Below are 20051 nucleotides of genomic sequence, written 5' to 3'. Positions count from 1 at the left end.
CGTAAGCCGATTTCAGGCAGGAACCCATCATGGACGCCTTCGAACTTCCCCGCACTCTGGTCCAGTCCCTTCAACAGCGTGCCGCGCAAACGCCGGACCAGGTAGCCCTGCGCTTTCTGGCCGAGTCCGCCGAGCACAGCGTGGTGCTCAGCTACCGAGACCTGGACCTGCGCGCCCGCACCATCGCCGCCGCCTTGCAAGCCGATGTGGCCTCGGGCGAGCGCGCGGTGCTGTTGTTCCCCAGCGGCCCGGACTATGTCGCGGCGTTCTTTGGTTGCCTGTACGCCGGGGTGATCGCGGTGCCGGCCTACCCGCCGGAATCCACCCGGCGTCATCACCAGGAGCGCTTGCTGTCGATCATCAGCGACGCCGAGCCGCGCCGGTTGCTGACCATCGCCAGCCTTGCCGATGGCCTGGCGCAGATTGAAAACGCACCACCGGTGTTGAGCGTGGATACCCTCGACGCACAGCTGGCCGACCACTGGGTCGCGCCCGAGCTGCAACCCGACGACATCGCCTTCCTGCAATACACCTCCGGCTCCACTGCGCTGCCCAAGGGCGTGCAAGTCAGCCATGGCAACCTAGTGGCCAACGAAGTGCTGATTCGTCGCGGCTTCGGCATCGACCTCAACCCGGACGATGTAATCGTCAGCTGGCTGCCGCTGTATCACGACATGGGCCTGATCGGCGGCCTGCTGCAACCCATCTTCAGCGGCGTGCCGTGCGTATTGATGTCACCGGCCTACTTTCTGGCGCGGCCGTTACGCTGGCTGGAAGCGATCAGCGAATACGGCGGCACCATCAGCGGTGGCCCGGATTTCGCCTATCGCCTGTGCAGCGAACGGATCAGCGAGTCGGCCCTGAACCGCCTGGACCTGAGCCAATGGCGCGTGGCCTATTCCGGTTCCGAACCGATCCGCCTGGACACCCTGGAACGCTTCGCCGACAAATTTGCCGCCTGCGGTTTCAGCTCAAACAACTTCTTCGCTTCCTACGGGCTGGCCGAAGCCACCCTGTTCGTCGCGGGTGGCAGCCGTGGCCATGGCATCCCCGCGCTGCGCGTCGATGAGCAGGCGCTGGCCGCCAACCGCGCCGAGCCGGGGCAGGGCAGTGCGATCATGAGCTGCGGCACCGCTCAGCCGGACCACGCCGTGCTGATCGCCGACCCGCACACGCTGAGCGAGTTGGCCGACAACTGCGTGGGCGAGCTCTGGGCGAGCGGCCCGAGCATCGCCCACGGTTACTGGCGCAACCCCGAAGCCAGCGCCAGGACCTTCGTCCAGCATGCCGGCCGCACCTGGCTGCGCACCGGTGATCTGGGGTTTATCCGTGACGGCGAGGTGTACATAACCGGGCGCCTGAAGGACCTGCTGATCGTGCGCGGGCACAACCTTTACCCGCAGGACATCGAGCACACCATCGAGCGTGAAGTCGAGGTGGTGCGCAAGGGCCGGGTGGCGGCTTTTGCGGTCAATGATCAGGGCCTGGAAGGCATCGGCATTGCCGCGGAAATCAGCCGCAGCGTGCAGAAAATCCTGCCGCCCGAAGCGCTGATCAAGGCGATTCGCCAAGCGGTGGCCGAGGCTTACCAGGAGGCGCCGTGCGTGGTGCTGCTGCTCAATCCGGGCGCGCTGCCGAAAACCTCCAGCGGCAAGCTGCAACGGGCGGCGTGTGCGCTGCACCATGCCGATGGCAGCCTGGACAGCTATGCGCAGTTCCCCGACCTGCACACGCAGGCGAGCGGGGCAGCGCTGGCGTCGACCCTGCACAACCAGATCGCCGCGATCTGGTGTGAGCAGCTGCAGGTGGCAACGGTTGCCGCCGACGATCACTTTTTCCTGCTGGGGGGTAACTCCATCAGCGCCACTCAAGTGGTCGCGCGCCTGCGCGAAACCCTGGGCCTGGAGCTGAACCTGCGGCTGTTGTTCGAAGCGCCGACACTGCAAGGCTTTGCCACCAGCGTCGCGCAGTTGCAGCACGACGGCGGCGTTGCCCAAGGCGCGATCCCCGCATTGTCGCGCCAGGACGACCTGCCGCAGTCCCTGGCCCAGAATCGCTTGTGGATCACCTGGCAGCTGGACCCCCACAGCAGCGCCTACACCATCCCCGGTGGCCTGCGCCTGCGTGGCGAGCTGGACGAAGACGCCGTGCGCGCAAGCTTCCAGCAGCTGATCCAGCGGCACGAAGCCCTGCGCACGCGCTTTTATGAACGTGACGGCCAGGGCTTTCAGCGCATCGAGCCCCATGTGGCGTTCGACCTGCAGGTCATCGACCTCAGTGACCTGCCCGGCGCCGAGCGTGAAACCCGGGCGCAGCAGATCCGCGAAGACCAGGCACGCACCGGCTTCGACCTGGAAAAAGGCCCGCTGCTGCGGGTGACCCTGGTGCGCCTGGATGACGAAGACCACCAGTTGCTGGTGACCCTGCACCACATCATCGCCGATGGCTGGTCGTTGAATATTCTGATCGACGAGTTCTCCCGTCTCTACGCCGCAGCCTCCCAGGGCCAGGCCCTGGAGCTGCCGCCCCTGCACCTGCACTACGCCGACTACGCCAGCTGGCAGCGCCAATGGCTGGCCGCCGGTGAAGGCCAGCGCCAGTTGGCCTACTGGAAAGCAGCGCTGGGCGGCGACCACCCGACCCTCGACCTGGCCACCGACCACCCGCGCTCGGCGCAGGTGCTCAACAGCGCCTCGCGGCACACCGTCCGCCTGAGCGCCAAGCTCAGCGAGGCGATTGGCCAGACCGCACAGGCCCATGAATCCACCCCGTTCATGCTGCTGCTGGCCGCGTTCCAGACGCTGTTGTATCGCTACAGCGGCCAGCGCGATATCCGCATCGGCGTGCCCAATGCCAACCGTCCGCGCCAGGAAACCCAAGGGCTGGTCGGGTTCTTTATCAACACCCTGGTGCTGCGGGCCGAGCTCGACGGCCGCCAGTCTTTCGACCAACTGCTGGCCGCCACACGCCAGGCGGCGATGGACGCCCAGGCGCATCAGGACCTGCCCTTCGAACAATTGCTGGAGGCTTTCCCCGAGGCGCGTGAGCAGGGCCTGTTCCAGGTCATGTTCAACCATCAGCAACGTGACCTCAGCGCCTTGCGTCGCCTGCCGGGCATGCTCGCCGAGGAACTGCCGTGGCACAGCCGCGAAGCCAAGTTCGACCTGCAGCTGCACAGCGAAGAGGATCGCAACGGGCGCTTGAGCCTGGCCTTCGACTATGCCGATGAGCTGTTCGACACGGCAACCCTGCAGCGCCTGGCCGAGCATTACGTCAACCTGCTGCACGCGGTCTGCGCGCAACCGCAGCAAGCCTTGGGCGAGCTGGAATTGACGGCCGTGGACGAGCAACAGGCGTGGAGCCAGGCGCCGTGCGCACCGGCCAGGCAGTGGTTGCCCGAGTTGCTCAACCAGCAGCAAACCTCGGACGCCACCGCGCTGGTCTGGGCCGACGCCAGCCTGAGCTTCGCCCAGTTGCACACCCAGGCCAACCGCCTGGCGCATTACCTGCGCGACAAGGGGGTCGGCCCGGACGTGTGCGTGGGCATCGCCGCCGAGCGTTCGCCACAGTTGCTGATCGGCCTGCTGGCGATCATCAAGGCCGGCGGCGCCTACGTGCCGCTGGACCCGGATTACCCCAGCGAACGCCTGGCCTACATGCTTGAGGACAGCGGCGTGCACCTGCTGCTGACCCAGACCTCGCTGCTGGACCAATTGCCGACGCGCGCGGGCGTGTGCGTGATCGCCATGGACAGCCTGCACCTGGAGAGCTGGCCGACCCAGCCACCGGGCCTGCACCTGCACGGCGACCACCTCGCCTACGTGATCTACACCTCCGGTTCCACCGGCCAGCCCAAGGGCGTCGGCGTTACCCATGCGGCGCTGGCCGAGCGGTTGCAGTGGATGCAAGCCACCTATCGTCTCGACGCTACCGATGTGCTGATGCAAAAGGCGCCGATCAGTTTCGACGTATCGGTGTGGGAGTGCTTCTGGCCGTTGATCAGCGGTTGCCGGCTGGTGCTGGCGGGGCCGGGTGAACACCGTGATCCCCATCGCATCGCTCAGTTGGTGCAGGCCCACGGCGTGACCACGTTGCACTTCGTGCCGCCGCTGTTGCAGTTGTTTATGGACGAACCTCTGGTCGCCGAATGCACCAGCCTGCGGCGTCTGTTTTCCGGCGGCGAAGCCTTGCCCGCCGAACTGCGCAACCGCGTATTGGCGCGGCTGCCGGCGGTGCAACTGCACAACCGTTATGGCCCGACCGAAACCGCGATCAACGTCACCCACTGGCGCTGCGCCGTGGAGGATGGCGAACGCTCACCGATTGGCCGGCCGTTGGGCAATGTGATCTGTCGGGTGCTGGACGAACACCTCAACCCGCTGCCGGCCGGTGTGCCCGGTGAATTGTGCATCGGCGGCATCGGCCTGGCGCGCGGTTATCTTGGGCGGGCGGGGCTCACCGCTGAGCGCTTTGTCGCCGACCCGCTGGGCAGCGCCGGGGCGCGTCTGTATCGCACCGGTGACCGTGCGCGCTGGAACGCCGAAGGGGTTCTGGAATACCTTGGCCGTCTCGATCAGCAGGTCAAGCTGCGCGGCTTGCGGGTGGAACCCGAGGAAATCGAAGCGCGCATGCTGGCCCTGCAGGGCGTCGCCCACGCCGTGGTGCAGGTGCGTGATCACCAGTTGATCGGTTACTACACCGCCCCTGCCGAACTCGACGCCGCGGCGGTAAAAGCCGCCCTGGCCCTTGAATTGCCCGACTACATGGTGCCGGCCTACCTGATGCGCCTGGACGCCATGCCCCTGAGCCCAAGCGGCAAGGTCGACCGCCGCGCGCTGCCCGACCCCGTGTGGCAAACCCGCGAACACATCGAACCGCAGACGCCGTTGCAGCAGCAGATTGCGGCGATCTGGCGCGAAGTGCTCGGCCTGCCGCGTATCGGTCTGCGCGACGACTTTTTCGCCCTCGGTGGCCATTCGTTGCTGGCCACGCAAATCATCTCCCGCACCCGCCAGGCCTGCGACGTCGAACTGCCGCTGCGCATCTTGTTCGACGCCAGTGAGCTGGGTGCGTTTGCCGAGCAGGTCGGGTTGATCCAGGCGTCGGGCCAACGCAATCAACAGACGGCCATCGCCAAGGTCGACCGCAGCCAAAAGGTGCCGCTGTCCTATTCCCAGCAGCGCATGTGGTTCCTCTGGCAGATGGAGCCGGACAGCCCGGCCTACAACGTCGGTGGCATGGCGCGCTTGCGCGGGGTGCTGGACGTGGGGCGTTTCGAGGCGGCGTTGCAAGCCTTGATCATGCGTCACGAAACCCTGCGCACCACCTTCCCGAGCGTCGATGGCGTGGCCTGCCAGCACGTCTCGCCACAGACCGGCCTGCGCATGGACTGGCAGGACTTTTCGGCACTGCATGACACCGAGCGCCAGCAGCGTGTGCAGCAACTGGCCGATCAACACGCGCATACGCCGTTCAATCTGGAGACCGGGCCGCTGTTGCGCGCCTGCCTGGTCAAGGCCGGCGAGCAGGACCATTACCTGGTGCTGACCCTGCATCATATCGTCACCGAAGGCTGGGCCATGGACATCTTTGCCCGTGAACTCAGCGCGCTGTACGAAGCCTTTATCGACGAGCGCGACTCACCGCTGGCGCCGCTGCCGGTGCAGTACCTGGACTACAGCGTGTGGCAGCGCCAGTGGCTCGAGTCCGGCGAACGTCAACGCCAGTTGGATTACTGGACCACGCAACTGGGCAATGAACATCCGCTGCTGGAACTGCCTGCCGACCGTCCGCGCCCAGCGGTGCAAAGTCACCGGGGCGAGCTGTACCGTTTCGACCTGAGCGACGCATTGGCCGCCCGCGTACGCGCGTTCAATGCCGAGCATGGCCTGACCCTGTTCATGACCATGACCGCCACCCTGGCCGTGTTGCTCTACCGCTACAGCGGCCAGGCCGACCTGCGCATCGGCGCGCCGGTGGCCAATCGTATTCGTCCGGAAAGCGAAGGGCTGATCGGGGCGTTCCTCAACACCCAGGTGCTGCGTTGCCGGCTCGATGGGCAGATGACGGTCGCGCAGCTGTTCGAGCAGGTGCGTCACACCGTGATCGAAGGCCAGTCCCATCAGGACCTGCCGTTCGACCATCTGGTGGAGGCACTGCAGCCACCGCGCAGCGCGGCGTATAACCCGCTGTTCCAGGTGATGTGCAACGTGCAGCGCTGGGAATTCCAGCAGAGCCGTCAACTGGCCGGCATGACCGTCGAGTACCTGGCCAACGACGCCCGCGCCACCAAGTTCGACCTCAACCTGGAAGTCACCGACCTCGACCATCGCCTGGGCTGCTGCCTGACCTACAGCACCGACCTGTTCGACGAACCACGCATCGCCCGCATGGCCGCGCATTGGCGCAACCTGCTCGAAGGGTTGGTCGAGCATCCGCAGCAACGCCTCAGCGAACTGCCGTTGCTGAGCGCCGCCGAGCAGCGCGCCGTGCAGGACAGCCTCGGTGCTGAAGCCGGCGAGCATCGGCTCGACCAGTGCATTCACCCGCTGTTCAGCCACCAGGCGCGCAAGCGTGCCGATGCGCCGGCGCTGACTTTCGGCGAAGTCACGCTCACCTACGCCGAACTCGACGCCCGCGCCAATCGCCTGGCCTGGATGCTGCGCGAGCGTGGTGTGGGCCCGCAGGTGCGCGTCGGCCTGGCGCTGCCGCGTTCGCTGGAAATGGTCATCGGCCTGCTGGCGATCCTCAAGGCCGGCGGCGCCTACGTGCCGCTGGACCCGGAATACCCGCTGGATCGCCTGCATTACATGATCGAAGACAGCGGCATCGGCCTGCTGCTCAGCGATGCCGCGATGTTCGAAGCCCTCGGCCCGTTGCCGACAACCGTCGCGACCTGGTGCCTGGAACAGGACCTGCCGCTGCTGAGCAACTACCCGGCCAGCGCGCTGCCGTTGATCAGCCTGGCGCAACACCAGGCGTACCTGATCTACACCTCCGGTTCCACCGGCAAGCCCAAAGGCGTGGTGGTGTCCCATGGCGAAATCGCCATGCACTGCCAGGCCGTGATCGAGCGGTTCGGCATGCGCCCGGACGACTGCGAGCTGCATTTCTACTCGATCAATTTTGACGCCGCCACCGAGCGCTTGCTGGTGCCCTTGCTCAGCGGCGCCCACGTCGTATTGCGCGCCCAGGGCCAGTGGGACGCGCAGGAAATCTGCGCGCTGATCCGCACCCATCGCATCACCATCCTCGGGTTCACCCCCAGCTACGGCAGCCAATTGGCGCAGTGGCTGGCCACGCAAAACCAGACCTTGCCCGTGCGCATGTGCATCACCGGCGGCGAAGCCTTGACCGGCGAGCACCTGCAACGCATCCGCGCCGCGTTCCAGCCCCAGGTGTTTTTCAATGCCTATGGCCCGACCGAAACCGTGGTCATGCCGCTGGCCAGCCTGGCGCCGGAACAACTGGAGGAGGGCGCCGCCAGCGTACCGATCGGCAGCATCATCGGCGCGCGCGTGGCCTATATTCTCGACGCCGACCTGGCGCTGGTGCCGCAAGGCGCGACCGGCGAGTTGTACGTGGGCGGTGCGGGCTTGGCCCAGGGTTATCACCAGCGTGCGGGGATGACCGCGGAGCGTTTTGTCGCCGACCCGTTCGCAGCCAATGGTGGTCGCCTGTACCGCACCGGCGACCTGGTGCGCCAACGCGCCGATGGGCAGGTGGAGTACCTGGGGCGTATCGACCATCAAGTGAAGATTCGTGGTTTTCGCATCGAGTTGGGCGAAATCGAAACCCGCCTGCTGGAGCATCCAGCCGTGCGTGAAGCGGTGGTGCTGGCGCTGGAGTCGCCGAGCGGCAAACAATTGGTGGCGTACCTGGTCGGTGATGCCGAGCAGGTTGCCTTGCGTGACGCGCTGAAGGCTCACCTCCAGGCGCACTTGCCGGACTACATGGTGCCGGCCCAGATGATCGTGCTCGACAGCATGCCGCTGACCGCCAACGGCAAGCTCGACCGTCGCGCCTTGCCCGAGCCGGATCCCGAGGCCAATCGCAGGCAGTACGTGGCGCCGCGCAATGCGCTGGAGCAAAGCCTGGCCTCCATCTGGTGCGCGGTGCTGAACGTGCAGCAAGTCGGCCTGGACGATAACTTCTTCGAGCTGGGCGGCGATTCGATCCTGTCGATTCAGGTGGTCAGCCGGGCGCGCCAGGCGGGCATTCATTTCAGCCCGCGTGACCTGTTCCAGCACCAGACCGTGCACAGCCTGGCCGCCGTCGCCACGCGCGCCGAACAGGTCAGCGCCGAGCAGGGTTTACTGACTGGCGGCTCGGGCCTTACGCCGATCCAGCATTGGTTCTTCCACAGCGACATCCCGGCGCGCCAGCACTGGAACCAGGCGCTGGTGCTCAAGCCGCTGCAGCTGCTGGACCCGCATCGCCTGGAGCAGGCCCTGGTGGCGGTGCTTGAACATCACGACGCGCTGCGCCTGAGCTTTACCCAACGCGATGCACAGTGGCATGCCGAACACCTGGCCGTGCCCGAAGGCGGCGTGTTGATGCAGGCGCAAGTGCGCGACATGGCCGACTGCACCGCGCTGTTCACCGACACCCAGCGCAGCCTCGACCTGCAACACGGCCCGCTGCTGCGCGCGTTGCTGGTGGACGGCCCCCAAGGCCAGCAGCGCCTGCTGATCGCCATCCATCACTTGGTGGTGGACGGCGTGTCGTGGCGGGTACTGCTGGAAGATTTGCAGAATGTGTATCGCCAACTGAGCGCAGGCCAGTCCGTCAGTCTGCCGGCCAAGACCAGCGCCTTGCGCGACTGGGCCGCGCGTTTGCAGGCCTATGCGCACAGCGAATCCCTGCGCGAAGAACTGAGCCTGTGGCAAGCGCAACTGGCGGGCCCGGCGCTGGCATTGCCGGTAGATCGAGCCCACGGTGCACGGCGTAATCGGGACGCCGAGACAGTCAGCGTGCGCCTGGATGCCGAGCGCACTCGGCAGTTGCTGCAACAGGCGCCGAGCGCCTACCGCACCCAGGTCAACGACCTGCTGCTGACCGCGCTGGCCCGCGTGCTGTGCCGCTGGAGCGGCCACGACGCGGCGTTGATCCAACTGGAAGGCCACGGCCGTGAAAACCTGTTCGATGACGTCGACCTGACCCGCAGCGTCGGCTGGTTCACCAGCGCTTACCCGTTGCGCCTGACCCCGCAGGCGCAGCTGGGCGATTCGATCAAGGCGATCAAGGAGCAACTGCGCGGCGTGCCGCATAAGGGCTTGGGCTATGGCGTGCTGCGCTACCTGGCGGACGACCTGTGCCAACGCACCCTGGCGGCGCTGCCGAGCGCCGATATCACCTTCAACTACCTCGGTCAGTTCGACCAGAGTTTCGGCGCCGATGCGCTGTTCCATCCACTGGATGAATCCGCCGGTCTCGCCCACGACCCCGACGCTCCGCTGCCCAACGAGCTGAGTGTCGACAGCCAGGTGTACGGCGGCGAACTGGTGCTGCGCTGGACCTTCAGCCGCGAGCGCCACGACCAGCAGACCATTCGCGATCTGGCCGAGGCGTACCTGGCCGAATTGCACAGCCTGATCGCCCATTGCCTCAAGGACGATGCCGGCGGCCTTACGCCGTCGGACTTCCCGCTGGCGCGGTTGAGCCAGGCGCAACTGGACAGCCTGCCGGTACCGGCCAGCGTCATCGAAGACGTCTACCCGCTGACCCCGATGCAAGAGGGCCTGTTGCTGCACACCCTGCTGGAACCGGGCACCGGCCTGTATTACATGCAGGACCGCTACCGCATCAACAGCGCCCTGGACCCGCAACGTTTCGCCCAGGCCTGGCAGGCGGTGATTGCCCGCCACGAAGCCTTGCGCGCCTCGTTCTGCTGGAACGTCGGCGAAGACATGCTGCAAGTGATCCACACACCGGGCAGCACGCCAATCGAGTACCTGGACTGGAGCGCCGACCCCGAGAGCGAGCAGGAGCCGCGTCTGCAAGCCTTGCTCAAGCGCGAACGCGAAGCCGGTTTCGATCTGCTCAACCAGGCGCCGTTCCACCTGCGCCTGATCCGCGTGGGCGAGGCGCGTTACTGGTTCATGATGAGCAACCACCACATCCTCATCGATGCCTGGTGCCGTTCGCTGTTGATGAATGACTTCTTCGAAATCTACCTGGCCCTGGGCGAAGGGCGCCAGGCGCAACTGGCCACGCCACCGCGTTACCGCGACTACATCGCCTGGCTGCAACGCCAGGACCTGAACGAAGCGCGCCAGTGGTGGCAGCGCAACCTGCAAGGTTTTGAACGCACCACACCGATCCCCAGCGACCGTCCGTTTCTGCGCGAACACGCCGGCCACAGCGGCGGCATGCTGGTGGGCGACTGCTACACCCGCCTGGAGGCCCGCGACGGCGCGCAATTGCGCGAGCTGGCCCAGGCCCACCAATTGACGGTCAACACCTTTGCCCAGGCGGCCTGGGCGCTGGTGCTGCGGCGCTTGAGCGGTGATCGCGACGTGCTGTTCGGCGTCACCGTGGCCGGCCGCCCGGTCGACATGCCGCAGATGCAACGCACCGTGGGCCTGTTCATCAACAGCATCGCCCTGCGGGTCAAACTGCCGGAAGACCACCAGCCTTGCCGCGTGCGCGACTGGCTGAGCGGCCTGCTCGACAGCAACATGCAACTGCGCGAGTACGAATACCTGCCCTTGGTGACCATTCAGGAGCACAGCGAACTGCCCAAAGGCCAGCCGCTGTTCGACAGCCTGTTCGTGTTCGAGAATGCCCCGGTGGAAACCGCGGTGCTGAGCCATGCCCAAAGCCTGAATGCCACCTCGGATTCCGGCCGTACCCACACCAACTTCCCGCTGACCGCCGTGTGCTATCCGGGCGATGATCTGGGGTTGCACCTGTCTTACGACCAGCGCTATTTCGATGAAACCACCGTGCAAGGCATGCTTGGCGAGTTCAAGCGCCTGTTGTTGGCACTGGTGCAGGGCTTCCATGGCGACATGGCCGACTTGCCGCTGATAGGCGCGCAGGAGCGTGAATTCCTGGTGGACGGTTGCAACCAGAGCGACCATGACTACCCGCTGCAGCGCAGCTATGTCGAGCTGTTCGAGGAGCAGGTGGCGCAGCAGCCGCAACGTATCGCCGCCAGCTGCCTCGACCGGCAATGGAGCTATGAGGAGTTGAACCGGCGCAGTAACGGCCTGGGGCATGCGCTGATCGCCGCCGGTGTCGGCCCGGACCAGCCGGTTGCGGTGCTGGCCGAGCGTAACCTGGAACTGCTCGGCATGATCATCGGCAGCTTCAAGGCCGGTGCCGGATACCTGCCGCTGGACCCTGGCCTGCCGGGCCCGCGCCTGAGCCGCATCATCGAATTGAGCCGCACGCCGTTGCTGGTGTGCACCGAAGCCTGCCGCGAGCAGGCTGTCGAACTGCTCGACGGTGTCGACTGCAAGTTGCTGGTGTGGGAAGAAGTCCCCGCCCGTGGCGAGAACCCAGGCGTCTACAGTGCCCCGGACAACCTCGCCTATGTGATCTACACCTCGGGCTCCACCGGCCTGCCCAAAGGCGTGATGGTCGAACAGCGCGGCATGCTCAACAACCAGTTGAGCAAGGTGCCGTACCTGCAACTGAGCGAGACGGACGTGATCGCGCAGACCGCTTCGCAAAGCTTCGATATTTCCGTGTGGCAGTTCCTCGCGGCGCCGCTGTTCGGCGCGCGTGTGGACATCGTGCCCAATACCATTGCCCATGATCCCCAGGGGTTGTTGGCACACGTCCAGGCACAAGGCATTACGGTGCTGGAAAGCGTGCCGTCTTTGATTCAGGGCATGCTCGCCCAGGACCGTATCAGCCTTGATGGCTTGCGCTGGATGCTGCCGACCGGTGAGGCGATGCCGCCGGAGCTGGCGCACCAATGGCTGTTGCGCTACCCCCAGATTGGCTTGGTGAACGCCTACGGGCCGGCGGAATGCTCGGACGATGTGGCGTTCTACCGCGTCGACCTGGCCTCGACCCGTGGCACTTACCTGCCGATTGGCACACCGACCGACAACAACCGTTTGTACCTGCTCGACGGCGCACTGGAGCTGGTGCCGCAGGGCGCTGTCGGTGAACTGTGCGTGGCCGGCACCGGTGTCGGGCGGGGCTACGTCAGCGATCCGTTGCGCACCGCGCCGGTGTTTGTGCCCAACCCGTTCGGCGCACCGGGCGAGCGGCTGTACCGCACCGGCGACCTGGCACGGCGACGCAGCGACGGCGTGCTGGAGTACGTCGGGCGCATCGACCATCAAGTGAAGATTCGCGGCTACCGCATCGAACTGGGTGAAATCGAAGCACGCCTGCACGAACAGCCGGAGCTGCGCGATGCGGCGGTCGGCGTGCAAGAGGGCGTCAATGGCAAGCACCTGGTCGGCTATCTCGTCGCCGCGGACCAGGCGTTGAATGCCAGCGAGCGCCTGGACCGCATCAAGCAACGCCTGCGCAGCGAACTGCCGGAATACATGGTGCCGCTGCACTGGCTATGGCTCGACCGCCTGCCGCTCAACGCCAACGGCAAACTCGACCGCAAGGCTCTGCCGGCCCTGGAGATCGGCCAGTTGCACAGCCAGGACTACCTGGCGCCGCGCAACGAACTGGAAACCACCCTGGTCGATATTTGGGCCCAGGTGCTGAAAGTCGAACGGGTAGGGGTGCAGGACAACTTCTTCGAACTGGGCGGGCACTCGTTGCTGGCCACGCAGATCGCCTCGCGGGTGCAGAAAACCCTGCAGCGCGATGTGCCGTTAAGGGCCATGTTCGAGTGCAGCACGGTGGCGCAGTTGGCTGGGTATATCGAGGGGTTGGCGGTGAATGAGATCAGTGCCGAGAAGGTGGACCGGTTGAGTGATTTGATGGCGCAGTTGGAGGGGCTGTAAAGGTCGCCGTACTTGAGGGCCTCGTCGGGGCATAGGTATCTACACAATCTTGTAGCAGCTTACGGTAACCACGATGCGAAGCGAGCCGCTCTTGATCTTGCTCTTGATCTTAGGCGCCCCGTTAAACCACGCTGGCCGGAATTTGACATTGATTTGGAGGGTAAACCGGCAGGGATGCCGGTTTAGCCGCCCCGCGCCATGGATGGCGCGTGGCGGCGGCCCTCCAAATCAATGTCGGGTTACGGGCACACCGAGCCTGGGCGAGGTGCCGAGTGGTGGGGCAGGAGCCCATTTGGTTACTTTTGGGGCTCTTTCCAAAAGTGACCCGCCGTCAGGGCGGAACCCTAAGCCGCCGTTACCGCAGCAACGGATATGTACGCGCGCTGATCCAACACCATGGTCGGCTGTAAGGCCGCCATCGGGAGCAAGCCCCCTCCCACATTTGGAACGCGGAGCGTCAGTTAGAGAGGCTTCGGCTCCCCGCCCCGTCATAGATTCAGGGCCGAGCCAAAGTTGTGTAGATACCCATGCTCATCGGGGGCAAGCTGCTCCCACAGGGTGTGATGTGTATGCACAGAGGGGGAGTAGCTGCCCCCGATAACTTCAGTCCAGACGGCGCTTATTTCGGCCCCAGAATCTTCACCAACTTATCCGGCGACGGCGCCCCCTGCTGTTGCTGCAAGCCACCCTTGTCGTCCAGATAGAAAATCGCCGGCGTCGCCGACAACTCCAGCTCCTCCATCAACTTCATGTTGGCATCGAGCTTGGCTTCGATATCCGCCGGGATCTTGGCCAGGGCCTGCAACTTGCTGCCCTTGCCGGCGGCTTCGTGTTCTTCCAGGGCCTTTTGCGGGTCCTTGGCGGCGAACAGCGCGGCGGATTTGCCGGGGCTGTCTTCGCGGATGATGCCAACCATGATGTGGCGCAGTTGCACCTTGCCGGCCTTCACCCATGGGCGGGCCTGTTCCCAGAACATGTTGCAGTAGGGGCAGTTGGGGTCGCTGAACAGGTAGACGGTGCGCGGCGCGTTTTTGTCGCCGTCCTGGATCCAGCTGCTCTTTTCCATCTTGGCCCAGACTTCCTTGGCCATCGGCGCGTACACCAGTTTTTCCAGGGGCGCGCTGCTCAGGTCATTGCCCTGGGCGTCGTACAGGTTGCCGGCGAGCACGCTGTTGCCGTCGGCGGTCAGGTACAGCGCCATGCCGCGGTTCTGGTATTGCGCCGCGTAGCCGGTGAGGCCGCTGGGGGCGTCGAATTTGCCGAGGATCTTGGCGCCCTTGGCTTCGATCTGTTTGATCGGGGCCGGCCAGTCTTCGGCCTGGGCCAGGGTGGCGGCCAGCGTCAAAGGCAGCAGGGTCAGCAGGTGGCGGAGGCGAGGCATGTGGGTTTCCTTTGTGGGGCGGTGTCGAAGGGTTCCATGGCACGGGCCAGGCTGGCTTGGGACAACTCGCCAAGGTGGCTGTTGATCAAGCGTCCATCGGCGGTATAGAACAGCGTGGTGGGTAAAGCCATGGAGCCGACGGCCTGGCCGAGGCGGCCGCTGGCGTCGAACAGCACGTTGTCGAGGTTCAGGCCCTGGGTGGCCAGGTAAGTGCTGACGCTTTGCATGCTCTCGGCCTGGTTGACGAACAGGAAGGTGACATCCGGGCGTTGGTGCTGGGCGCGTTCCAGTACCGGCATTTCCCGACGGCACGGCGGGCACCAGGTGGCCCAGAGGTTGATCACCAGCGGGCCGCCTTTGTAATCGGCCAGTTGCACCACATTGCCGTTGGCGTCGCGCAAGGTGATATCCGGCAGTTGCGAGCCCTTGTCGTAAAGGTTCAGGGACAGGCTGGTCATGCCCCAGAACACCAGGCCCGTGATCACCCCGGCGCTCAGCGGCTTGCGCAGGGCCGGGCGCCGCCAACCGTAGACCAGCGCACCCAGCACCAGGGCGATAATGCCGGGCCAGGCAAGAAAGCCGCCGTCGCGCAGGTCGACCATCTGCAGCCAGTCGTTGCTGTACTCGCTCCAGTACATCAGCACAAAGCTGATGCGGGCGGTGAGCATGCCGAGCAGGAACAGGCTGAACAGCACCGACTCCGGGTTTTCACCGCCCCTTTTGGCTACGCGCCAGCCCACCAGGGTGGCGAGGATCAGCGCGCTGATCAGCAGGATATGATTCAGGGCGATGGCGAAGGTGCCGATGGTAAGGGTCAGCATCAAGGCGCGTCTCGGGTTTGCGTCCAGCGTTGCAGGAAGGCGGCGGCATCCACTTCGCCAGTGATGCGGTGGGCGCGACGCTCTTCACCGTCCGGGCCGATCCAGACGAAGCTCGGTGGCCCAGGCACTTTATAACGGCCGAGCAGCTCGCGGCTGGCGGCGTTGTCGGCGGTAACGTCCAGGCGCAGCAGGCGCACGTCTTTGAGCGCGTCCATCACTTCGGGTTTGCCGAACACCTGTTTTTCCATGATCTTGCACGACACGCACCAGTCGGCGTAGTAATCCACCAGCACCCATTGGCCCTGGGCCTTGGCGCTGTCGAGCTGGCCTTGCAGTGCGGCGGGGTCATTGAGGGTCACGAAGGCGTCGTGCGCGCTGGTTGCCGCAGCGACCCGCGAGCCGCTGTACACCTTCAGCGGTTGCCACAGCTCATTGCTGCCACCTGCCGCACCCACCACCAGCACCGCGCCCCACAGGCCCAGCACCAGGGAGCCGGCACCCAGCACCTTGGCGGCCAGGCCGTGTTCACGGGCCAGCGTCCAGCCGCAATAGGCCATGACCAGTGCCAGTACGCCCCACAGGCCGATCCACAGGCTTTCACCGACTACCGGGCGAATCATCAGCACGGCGGTGCCGAGGAACAGGAAGCCGAAGACACCCTTGAGTACGTTCATCCAGGTGCCCGGCTTGGGCAGGAAACGGTTGCCCACGGTGACCAGCAGCAACAGCGGGATGCCGATGCCGACGCCCATGGCGAACAGGATCAGGCCACCGTGCAGCGCGTTGCCGCTCTGAGCGATATACAGCAGAGCGCCGGCCAGGGGCGCGGTCATGCACGGGCCCACCAGCAGGCCGGACAACGCACCGAGAACACCGGCGCCGATCAGGCTGCCGCCACTTTGCTGGCGGCTGACGTTGTCGAGGCGGTCACGCAGGAAGGCCGGCAGTTGCAGTTCAAAGAAGCCGAACATCGGCAGGGCCAGGATCACGAACAGCGCGGCGAAACTGCCGAGGATCCACGGGGTTTGCAGCAGCGCGGCGAGGTTGCCGCCGAGCAGGGCGGCCATTACGCCCAACGCGGCATACACCAGTGCCATGCACACCACGTAGCTGCTGGCCAGGGCAAAGCCGCGGCGCGGGCTGGCACCGCTGCCCACTACCAGTCCGGCGAGGATCGGCAGCATCGGCAACGAGCAAGGAGCAAACGCCAGCAACAGGCCCAGGCCGAAAAAGATCAGCAGGCTCCAGCCCAGGCTGCGTTGTTGCAGGCCACTGGCCAGGCTCTGGTCCTGGGCCTGGGCGGTGGCGGCGACCGCCGGATTGCCGCCCAGGTCCACGGTGATCGATTGCGGCGGGTAGCACAGGCCGGCATCGGCGCAGCCCTGCCAGCCCAGCTTGACCTGGCCGGTAGTGCCGGCCGGGATCTTCACTTCCAGGCCCTGGCGATACACCTGCTGTTCGCCGAAGAATTCATCGCTGTGGGCTTCACCCTGGGGCAACACGGGCTTTTCGGCCAGGCCGTCGAATTTCATGCGTTGCTGGTAGAGGTAATAACCGTCGGCAATCTGCCAATACAGCTGCGTCTCGCCACTTTCAAGACGTTCGGAGGTAAACGTGAAGGCTTTGCCCACCGGGAGAAAATCGGGTTTGGTCTCGAAAGGGTTGCCCGCCGCGGCCTGGGCCGTCCCGGCGAACAACACCAGCAGAAAGGTCAATAGATGCCGCATGGTCCAGCCTTAGTTCGATGCAAGTGAGGCACACAATGTGTGGCGTTGATTAACCGATGATTAACCGGGGGCTATTCTAGAGCGTAGGGATTATCTGGTGTTGCGAAGTTAGCGGCATAATGCGCGCTTAATCCGTGCCTTTTCTAATCACCCGCATCTTTCATGAAGGGTTCAGCATGCACGTACTGGTCTGCGAAGACGACGAACTGATCGCCAGCGGCATTGTGGCCGGCCTTACCGCCCAGGGCTTCACGGTAGAACGCGTGGGCACGGCCGCGGCGGCCAGGGCGATGCTCAGGGCGGCGACCTTCGACATCATGGTGCTCGACCTCGGCCTGCCCGACGAAGACGGCCTGAAACTGCTGCAGCAACAGCGCAGCCAGGGCCTGGAGATTCCGGTGCTGATCCTCACCGCGCGCGATTCGGTGACCAACCGTGTCGACGGCCTGCAGGCGGGCGCCGATGATTACCTGCTCAAACCCTTCGACCTGCGCGAACTCGCCGCCCGCCTGCAAACCCTGCTGCGCCGGGTGGCGGGGCGCAGTGTCAACCTGATCGAACATGGCCGCCTGGCCTATGACCCCAGCAGCCGCGAAACCTTCCTGGGCGGCCAGCCGGTGGACCTGTCGCGCCGTGAACAAGCGCTGTTGCAGGCGTTGCTGCACAACAAGGGCCGTGTGCTCTCCAGTGAGCAACTCAAGGACAGCGTCTACGGGTTCAACGACGAGCTGGAGAGCAACGCGCTGAACGTGCACATCCATCACCTGCGGCGCAAATTGGGCAATGGCATCGTCGAGACCGTACGCGGCCTCGGCTATCGCCTGGGCTCGGCCGATGCGGGAGAGGATGCTTCGTGATGAGCCTGCGCCTGCGCCTGACGTTCAAGCTCGGCGCCGCTTTTGTGCTGATCTGGGCCCTGGCGGCGGCCTGGATGCTCAACGACCTGCGCAACCAGATGATGTTTTCCCTTGACCAGCGTCTGGTGGCGTCGGCGCGCATGGTGGCGGGTCTGACCGAGCAAATGCCGGGCCTGGCCAGCGTAGGCGCTGGCACCCGTTTACGCACCGAACAACTCAACGTGCCGGGGGGCATGGCCTGCCAGGTCAGCTCGTTGCACGGCGAAATCCTTGCGCGCAGCCACACCGCGCCGGATGAAGGGCTGGAGTCGCGCAAGAGCGGTTTTCGCGACCAGATCATCGACGGCGTGGGTTGGCGCAGCTTCACCCTGTCCCGCGGTGACCTGCTGATCACCACGGCGGACCGCCAGGTGGAGCGCGAGGCGTTGAACCTGTCGATCCTGCTGGCCGCATCGGTGCCGGTCGGCGTGGCCTTGCTGGGCTGCCTGTGCCTGTTGTGGCTGGGCATCGGCCAGGGTCTGGTGCCGCTCAATCGCATGCGTGACGCCCTGATGCGCCGCAGTGCGGACTCACTCGAACCGTTGGAGATCCATCCGCTGCCCAGCGAACTCAAACCGTTGCTCGACACCCAGAACCAACTGTTGCAACGCATCGCCAAGGCCATCGAGCGCGAAAGGCGCCTGACCGGCGACGCGGCCCATGAACTGCGCAGCCCGTTGACGGCGATCAAGACCCACCTGCAAGTGGCCCGCATGACCGAGGGCGCGGCCCGCGACCAATCCCTGGCCCACGCCGAGGAAGGCGCCGACCGGCTGCATCGCACCCTGGAGCAATTGTTGCTGCTGGCGCGGGTGGAGGGCAGTTTGTCGTTTGACGATGGTTTGCAGTCCAGCGCCGAGGAAGTCGCCAGGCTGGCGATCCAGGATGCCAGCGCCGGGGACAATTCGCGCATTGACCTGATCCTTGCCGACAACCTGGTCGACACGCCGGTGGACATGCCCGTGGGCCTGGCCGTCGCGGCCTTGCGCAACCTGCTGGACAACGCCTTGCGGCATACCCCGGCCGATACGCGGGTGGAGCTCAAGGTGTTTTCCAGCGCTGACAACGTGGTATTTCGCGTGCGGGACCATGGCCCGCAGATTTCCAGTGATGACCTGCAATACCTGACCCAGCGCTTCTGGCGCAATGGCAGCAGCGAGGGCTGTGGCCTGGGCCTGGCGATCGTTCAAGCGATCGTCCAGCGCTGCTCATGCTCGCTGAAGTTCGACAGCCAGGCCGATGGCCTGCGGGTTGAATTGGGTATGCCGTTGCGACGCTGATCGCTTTTCTGCACGTGCCAAATAGTTACCGCCCCCCTGAGGCTCAAGTCTTCAGGATGGCGGTAATTTTTTTGCGCTTGAAAGGGCCGAATGATTCGGCCCTTACTGAAAGGACGGATCTTATGTTGGTCATCGATACCAGTTTCCCTGCCAGGGATTTCAATGAACGTAATGGCGAGTCCGTGGGGCAGGTGATCCTGCATTACACCGCGGCGCCCTTTACGTCGTCGTTGCGCACCCTGACGCAGAACGGGGTCAGCGCTCACTATCTGCTGCCCGATCCCGATGAACCCGCCTACCGCGCCGCCGGTTATGACGAACTGCGCGTGTTCCGCCTGGTGAGCGAGGACCAGCGCGCCTGGCATGCCGGCGCCAGCCATTGGGGTGGGCGGGATAACCTCAACAGCCGCTCGATTGGCATCGAAATCGTCAACCTGGCGCGTGATGACAAAGGGGTGTTCACCTTCCCGGCCTATGGCGAGGAACAGGTGCAGGTTCTGATTGCGCTGGTGCGTGACATTCTCGAGCGCTACCCGCGCATCGGGCCGGCTGATGTGCTCGGGCATTCGGACGTGGCGTACTGGCGCAAAAGCGATCCGGGGCCCCGGCTGCCCTGGCGGTGCCTGTATGAGGCCGGGGCAGGGGCCTGGTTTGACGAGGCAACCCGAGCGATGTACCAGCGCCGGTTCTGCCTGGGGCTGCCGCCGGAGGTGGAGGTGGAGCGGGCATTTCAGCGCTATGGCTACAAGCCGGCGTGGAATCGCCAGGCCTTTGAACAGCGCACCCGGGCGTTCCAAATGCACTTTCGCGCGCGCGATTACAGTGGGCTTCTGGATGCCGAGACCTGCGCGATCCTGTACGCACTGAATGAAAAATACCGCGGGCTTTAAGCCGAACACGGGCCAAATGTGGGAGGGGGCTTGCCCCCGATTGCACTGTATCAGTCAGCCAATGGTTAGCTGACACACTGCTATCGGGGGCAAGCCCCCTCCCACATTTGATCTGTATACAGCTGTAAGT

The 20051-nt window shown here is 65.1% G+C and carries 7 protein-coding genes; 4 read left to right on the top strand and 3 right to left on the bottom strand.

The genetic code is table 11. The features are described from left to right. The first annotated feature begins 26 nt into the window (after positions 1 to 26). Complete coding sequence (locus SC318_RS18315; RefSeq protein WP_320431257.1) at positions 27 to 12926, top strand: non-ribosomal peptide synthetase; 12900 nt, start codon at positions 27 to 29, stop codon at positions 12924 to 12926. A 619-nt stretch (positions 12927 to 13545) separates the two neighbouring features. Here the strand turns inward: SC318_RS18315 and dsbG are convergent. The 3 genes from dsbG to dsbD are packed head-to-tail and all read right to left on the bottom strand — an operon-like array spanning position 13546 to position 16855. Beyond that, positions 13546 to 14307, bottom strand: coding sequence for a thiol:disulfide interchange protein DsbG (gene dsbG / locus SC318_RS18310; protein WP_320427939.1), 762 nt, complete (start codon positions 14305 to 14307; stop codon positions 13546 to 13548). Then, positions 14283 to 15128 carry a prolipoprotein diacylglyceryl transferase family protein gene (locus SC318_RS18305; protein WP_320427938.1) on the bottom strand — a complete coding sequence of 282 codons (846 nt, stop codon included), beginning with the start codon at positions 15126 to 15128 and terminating at the stop codon, positions 14283 to 14285. The genes dsbG and SC318_RS18305 overlap by 25 nt, the downstream gene beginning before the upstream one ends. After that, positions 15128 to 16855 carry a protein-disulfide reductase DsbD gene (gene dsbD, locus SC318_RS18300; protein ID WP_320427937.1) on the bottom strand — a complete coding sequence of 576 codons (1728 nt, stop codon included), beginning with the start codon at positions 16853 to 16855 and terminating at the stop codon, positions 15128 to 15130. Before dsbD ends, SC318_RS18305 begins: the two co-directional genes overlap by 1 nt. 176 nt (positions 16856 to 17031) lie before the next feature. Here dsbD and SC318_RS18295 point away from each other — a divergent pair, with 176 nt between their 5' ends. From SC318_RS18295 to SC318_RS18285, 3 genes are all read left to right on the top strand, one after another. After that, positions 17032 to 17712 carry a response regulator gene (locus SC318_RS18295; protein WP_320427936.1) on the top strand — a complete coding sequence of 227 codons (681 nt, stop codon included), beginning with the start codon at positions 17032 to 17034 and terminating at the stop codon, positions 17710 to 17712. Then, positions 17712 to 19031 (top strand): ATP-binding protein, encoded by a 1320-nt coding sequence (locus tag SC318_RS18290; protein WP_320427935.1) that lies wholly within the window; start codon positions 17712 to 17714, stop codon positions 19029 to 19031. The genes SC318_RS18295 and SC318_RS18290 overlap by 1 nt, the downstream gene beginning before the upstream one ends. Positions 19032 to 19153: 122 nt before the next feature. Further along, positions 19154 to 19921: an N-acetylmuramoyl-L-alanine amidase gene (locus SC318_RS18285; protein ID WP_320427934.1), complete on the top strand. Its 768-nt coding sequence runs from the start codon at positions 19154 to 19156 to the stop codon at positions 19919 to 19921. Positions 19922 to 20051 lie beyond the last annotated feature (130 nt).

It is taken from the genome of Pseudomonas sp. MUP55, assembly GCF_034043515.1.
GTDB lineage: Bacteria > Pseudomonadota > Gammaproteobacteria > Pseudomonadales > Pseudomonadaceae > Aquipseudomonas.
The sequence above is the reverse complement of the archived record's forward strand: the minus strand, read 5'-3'. Positions and strand labels throughout refer to the sequence as shown.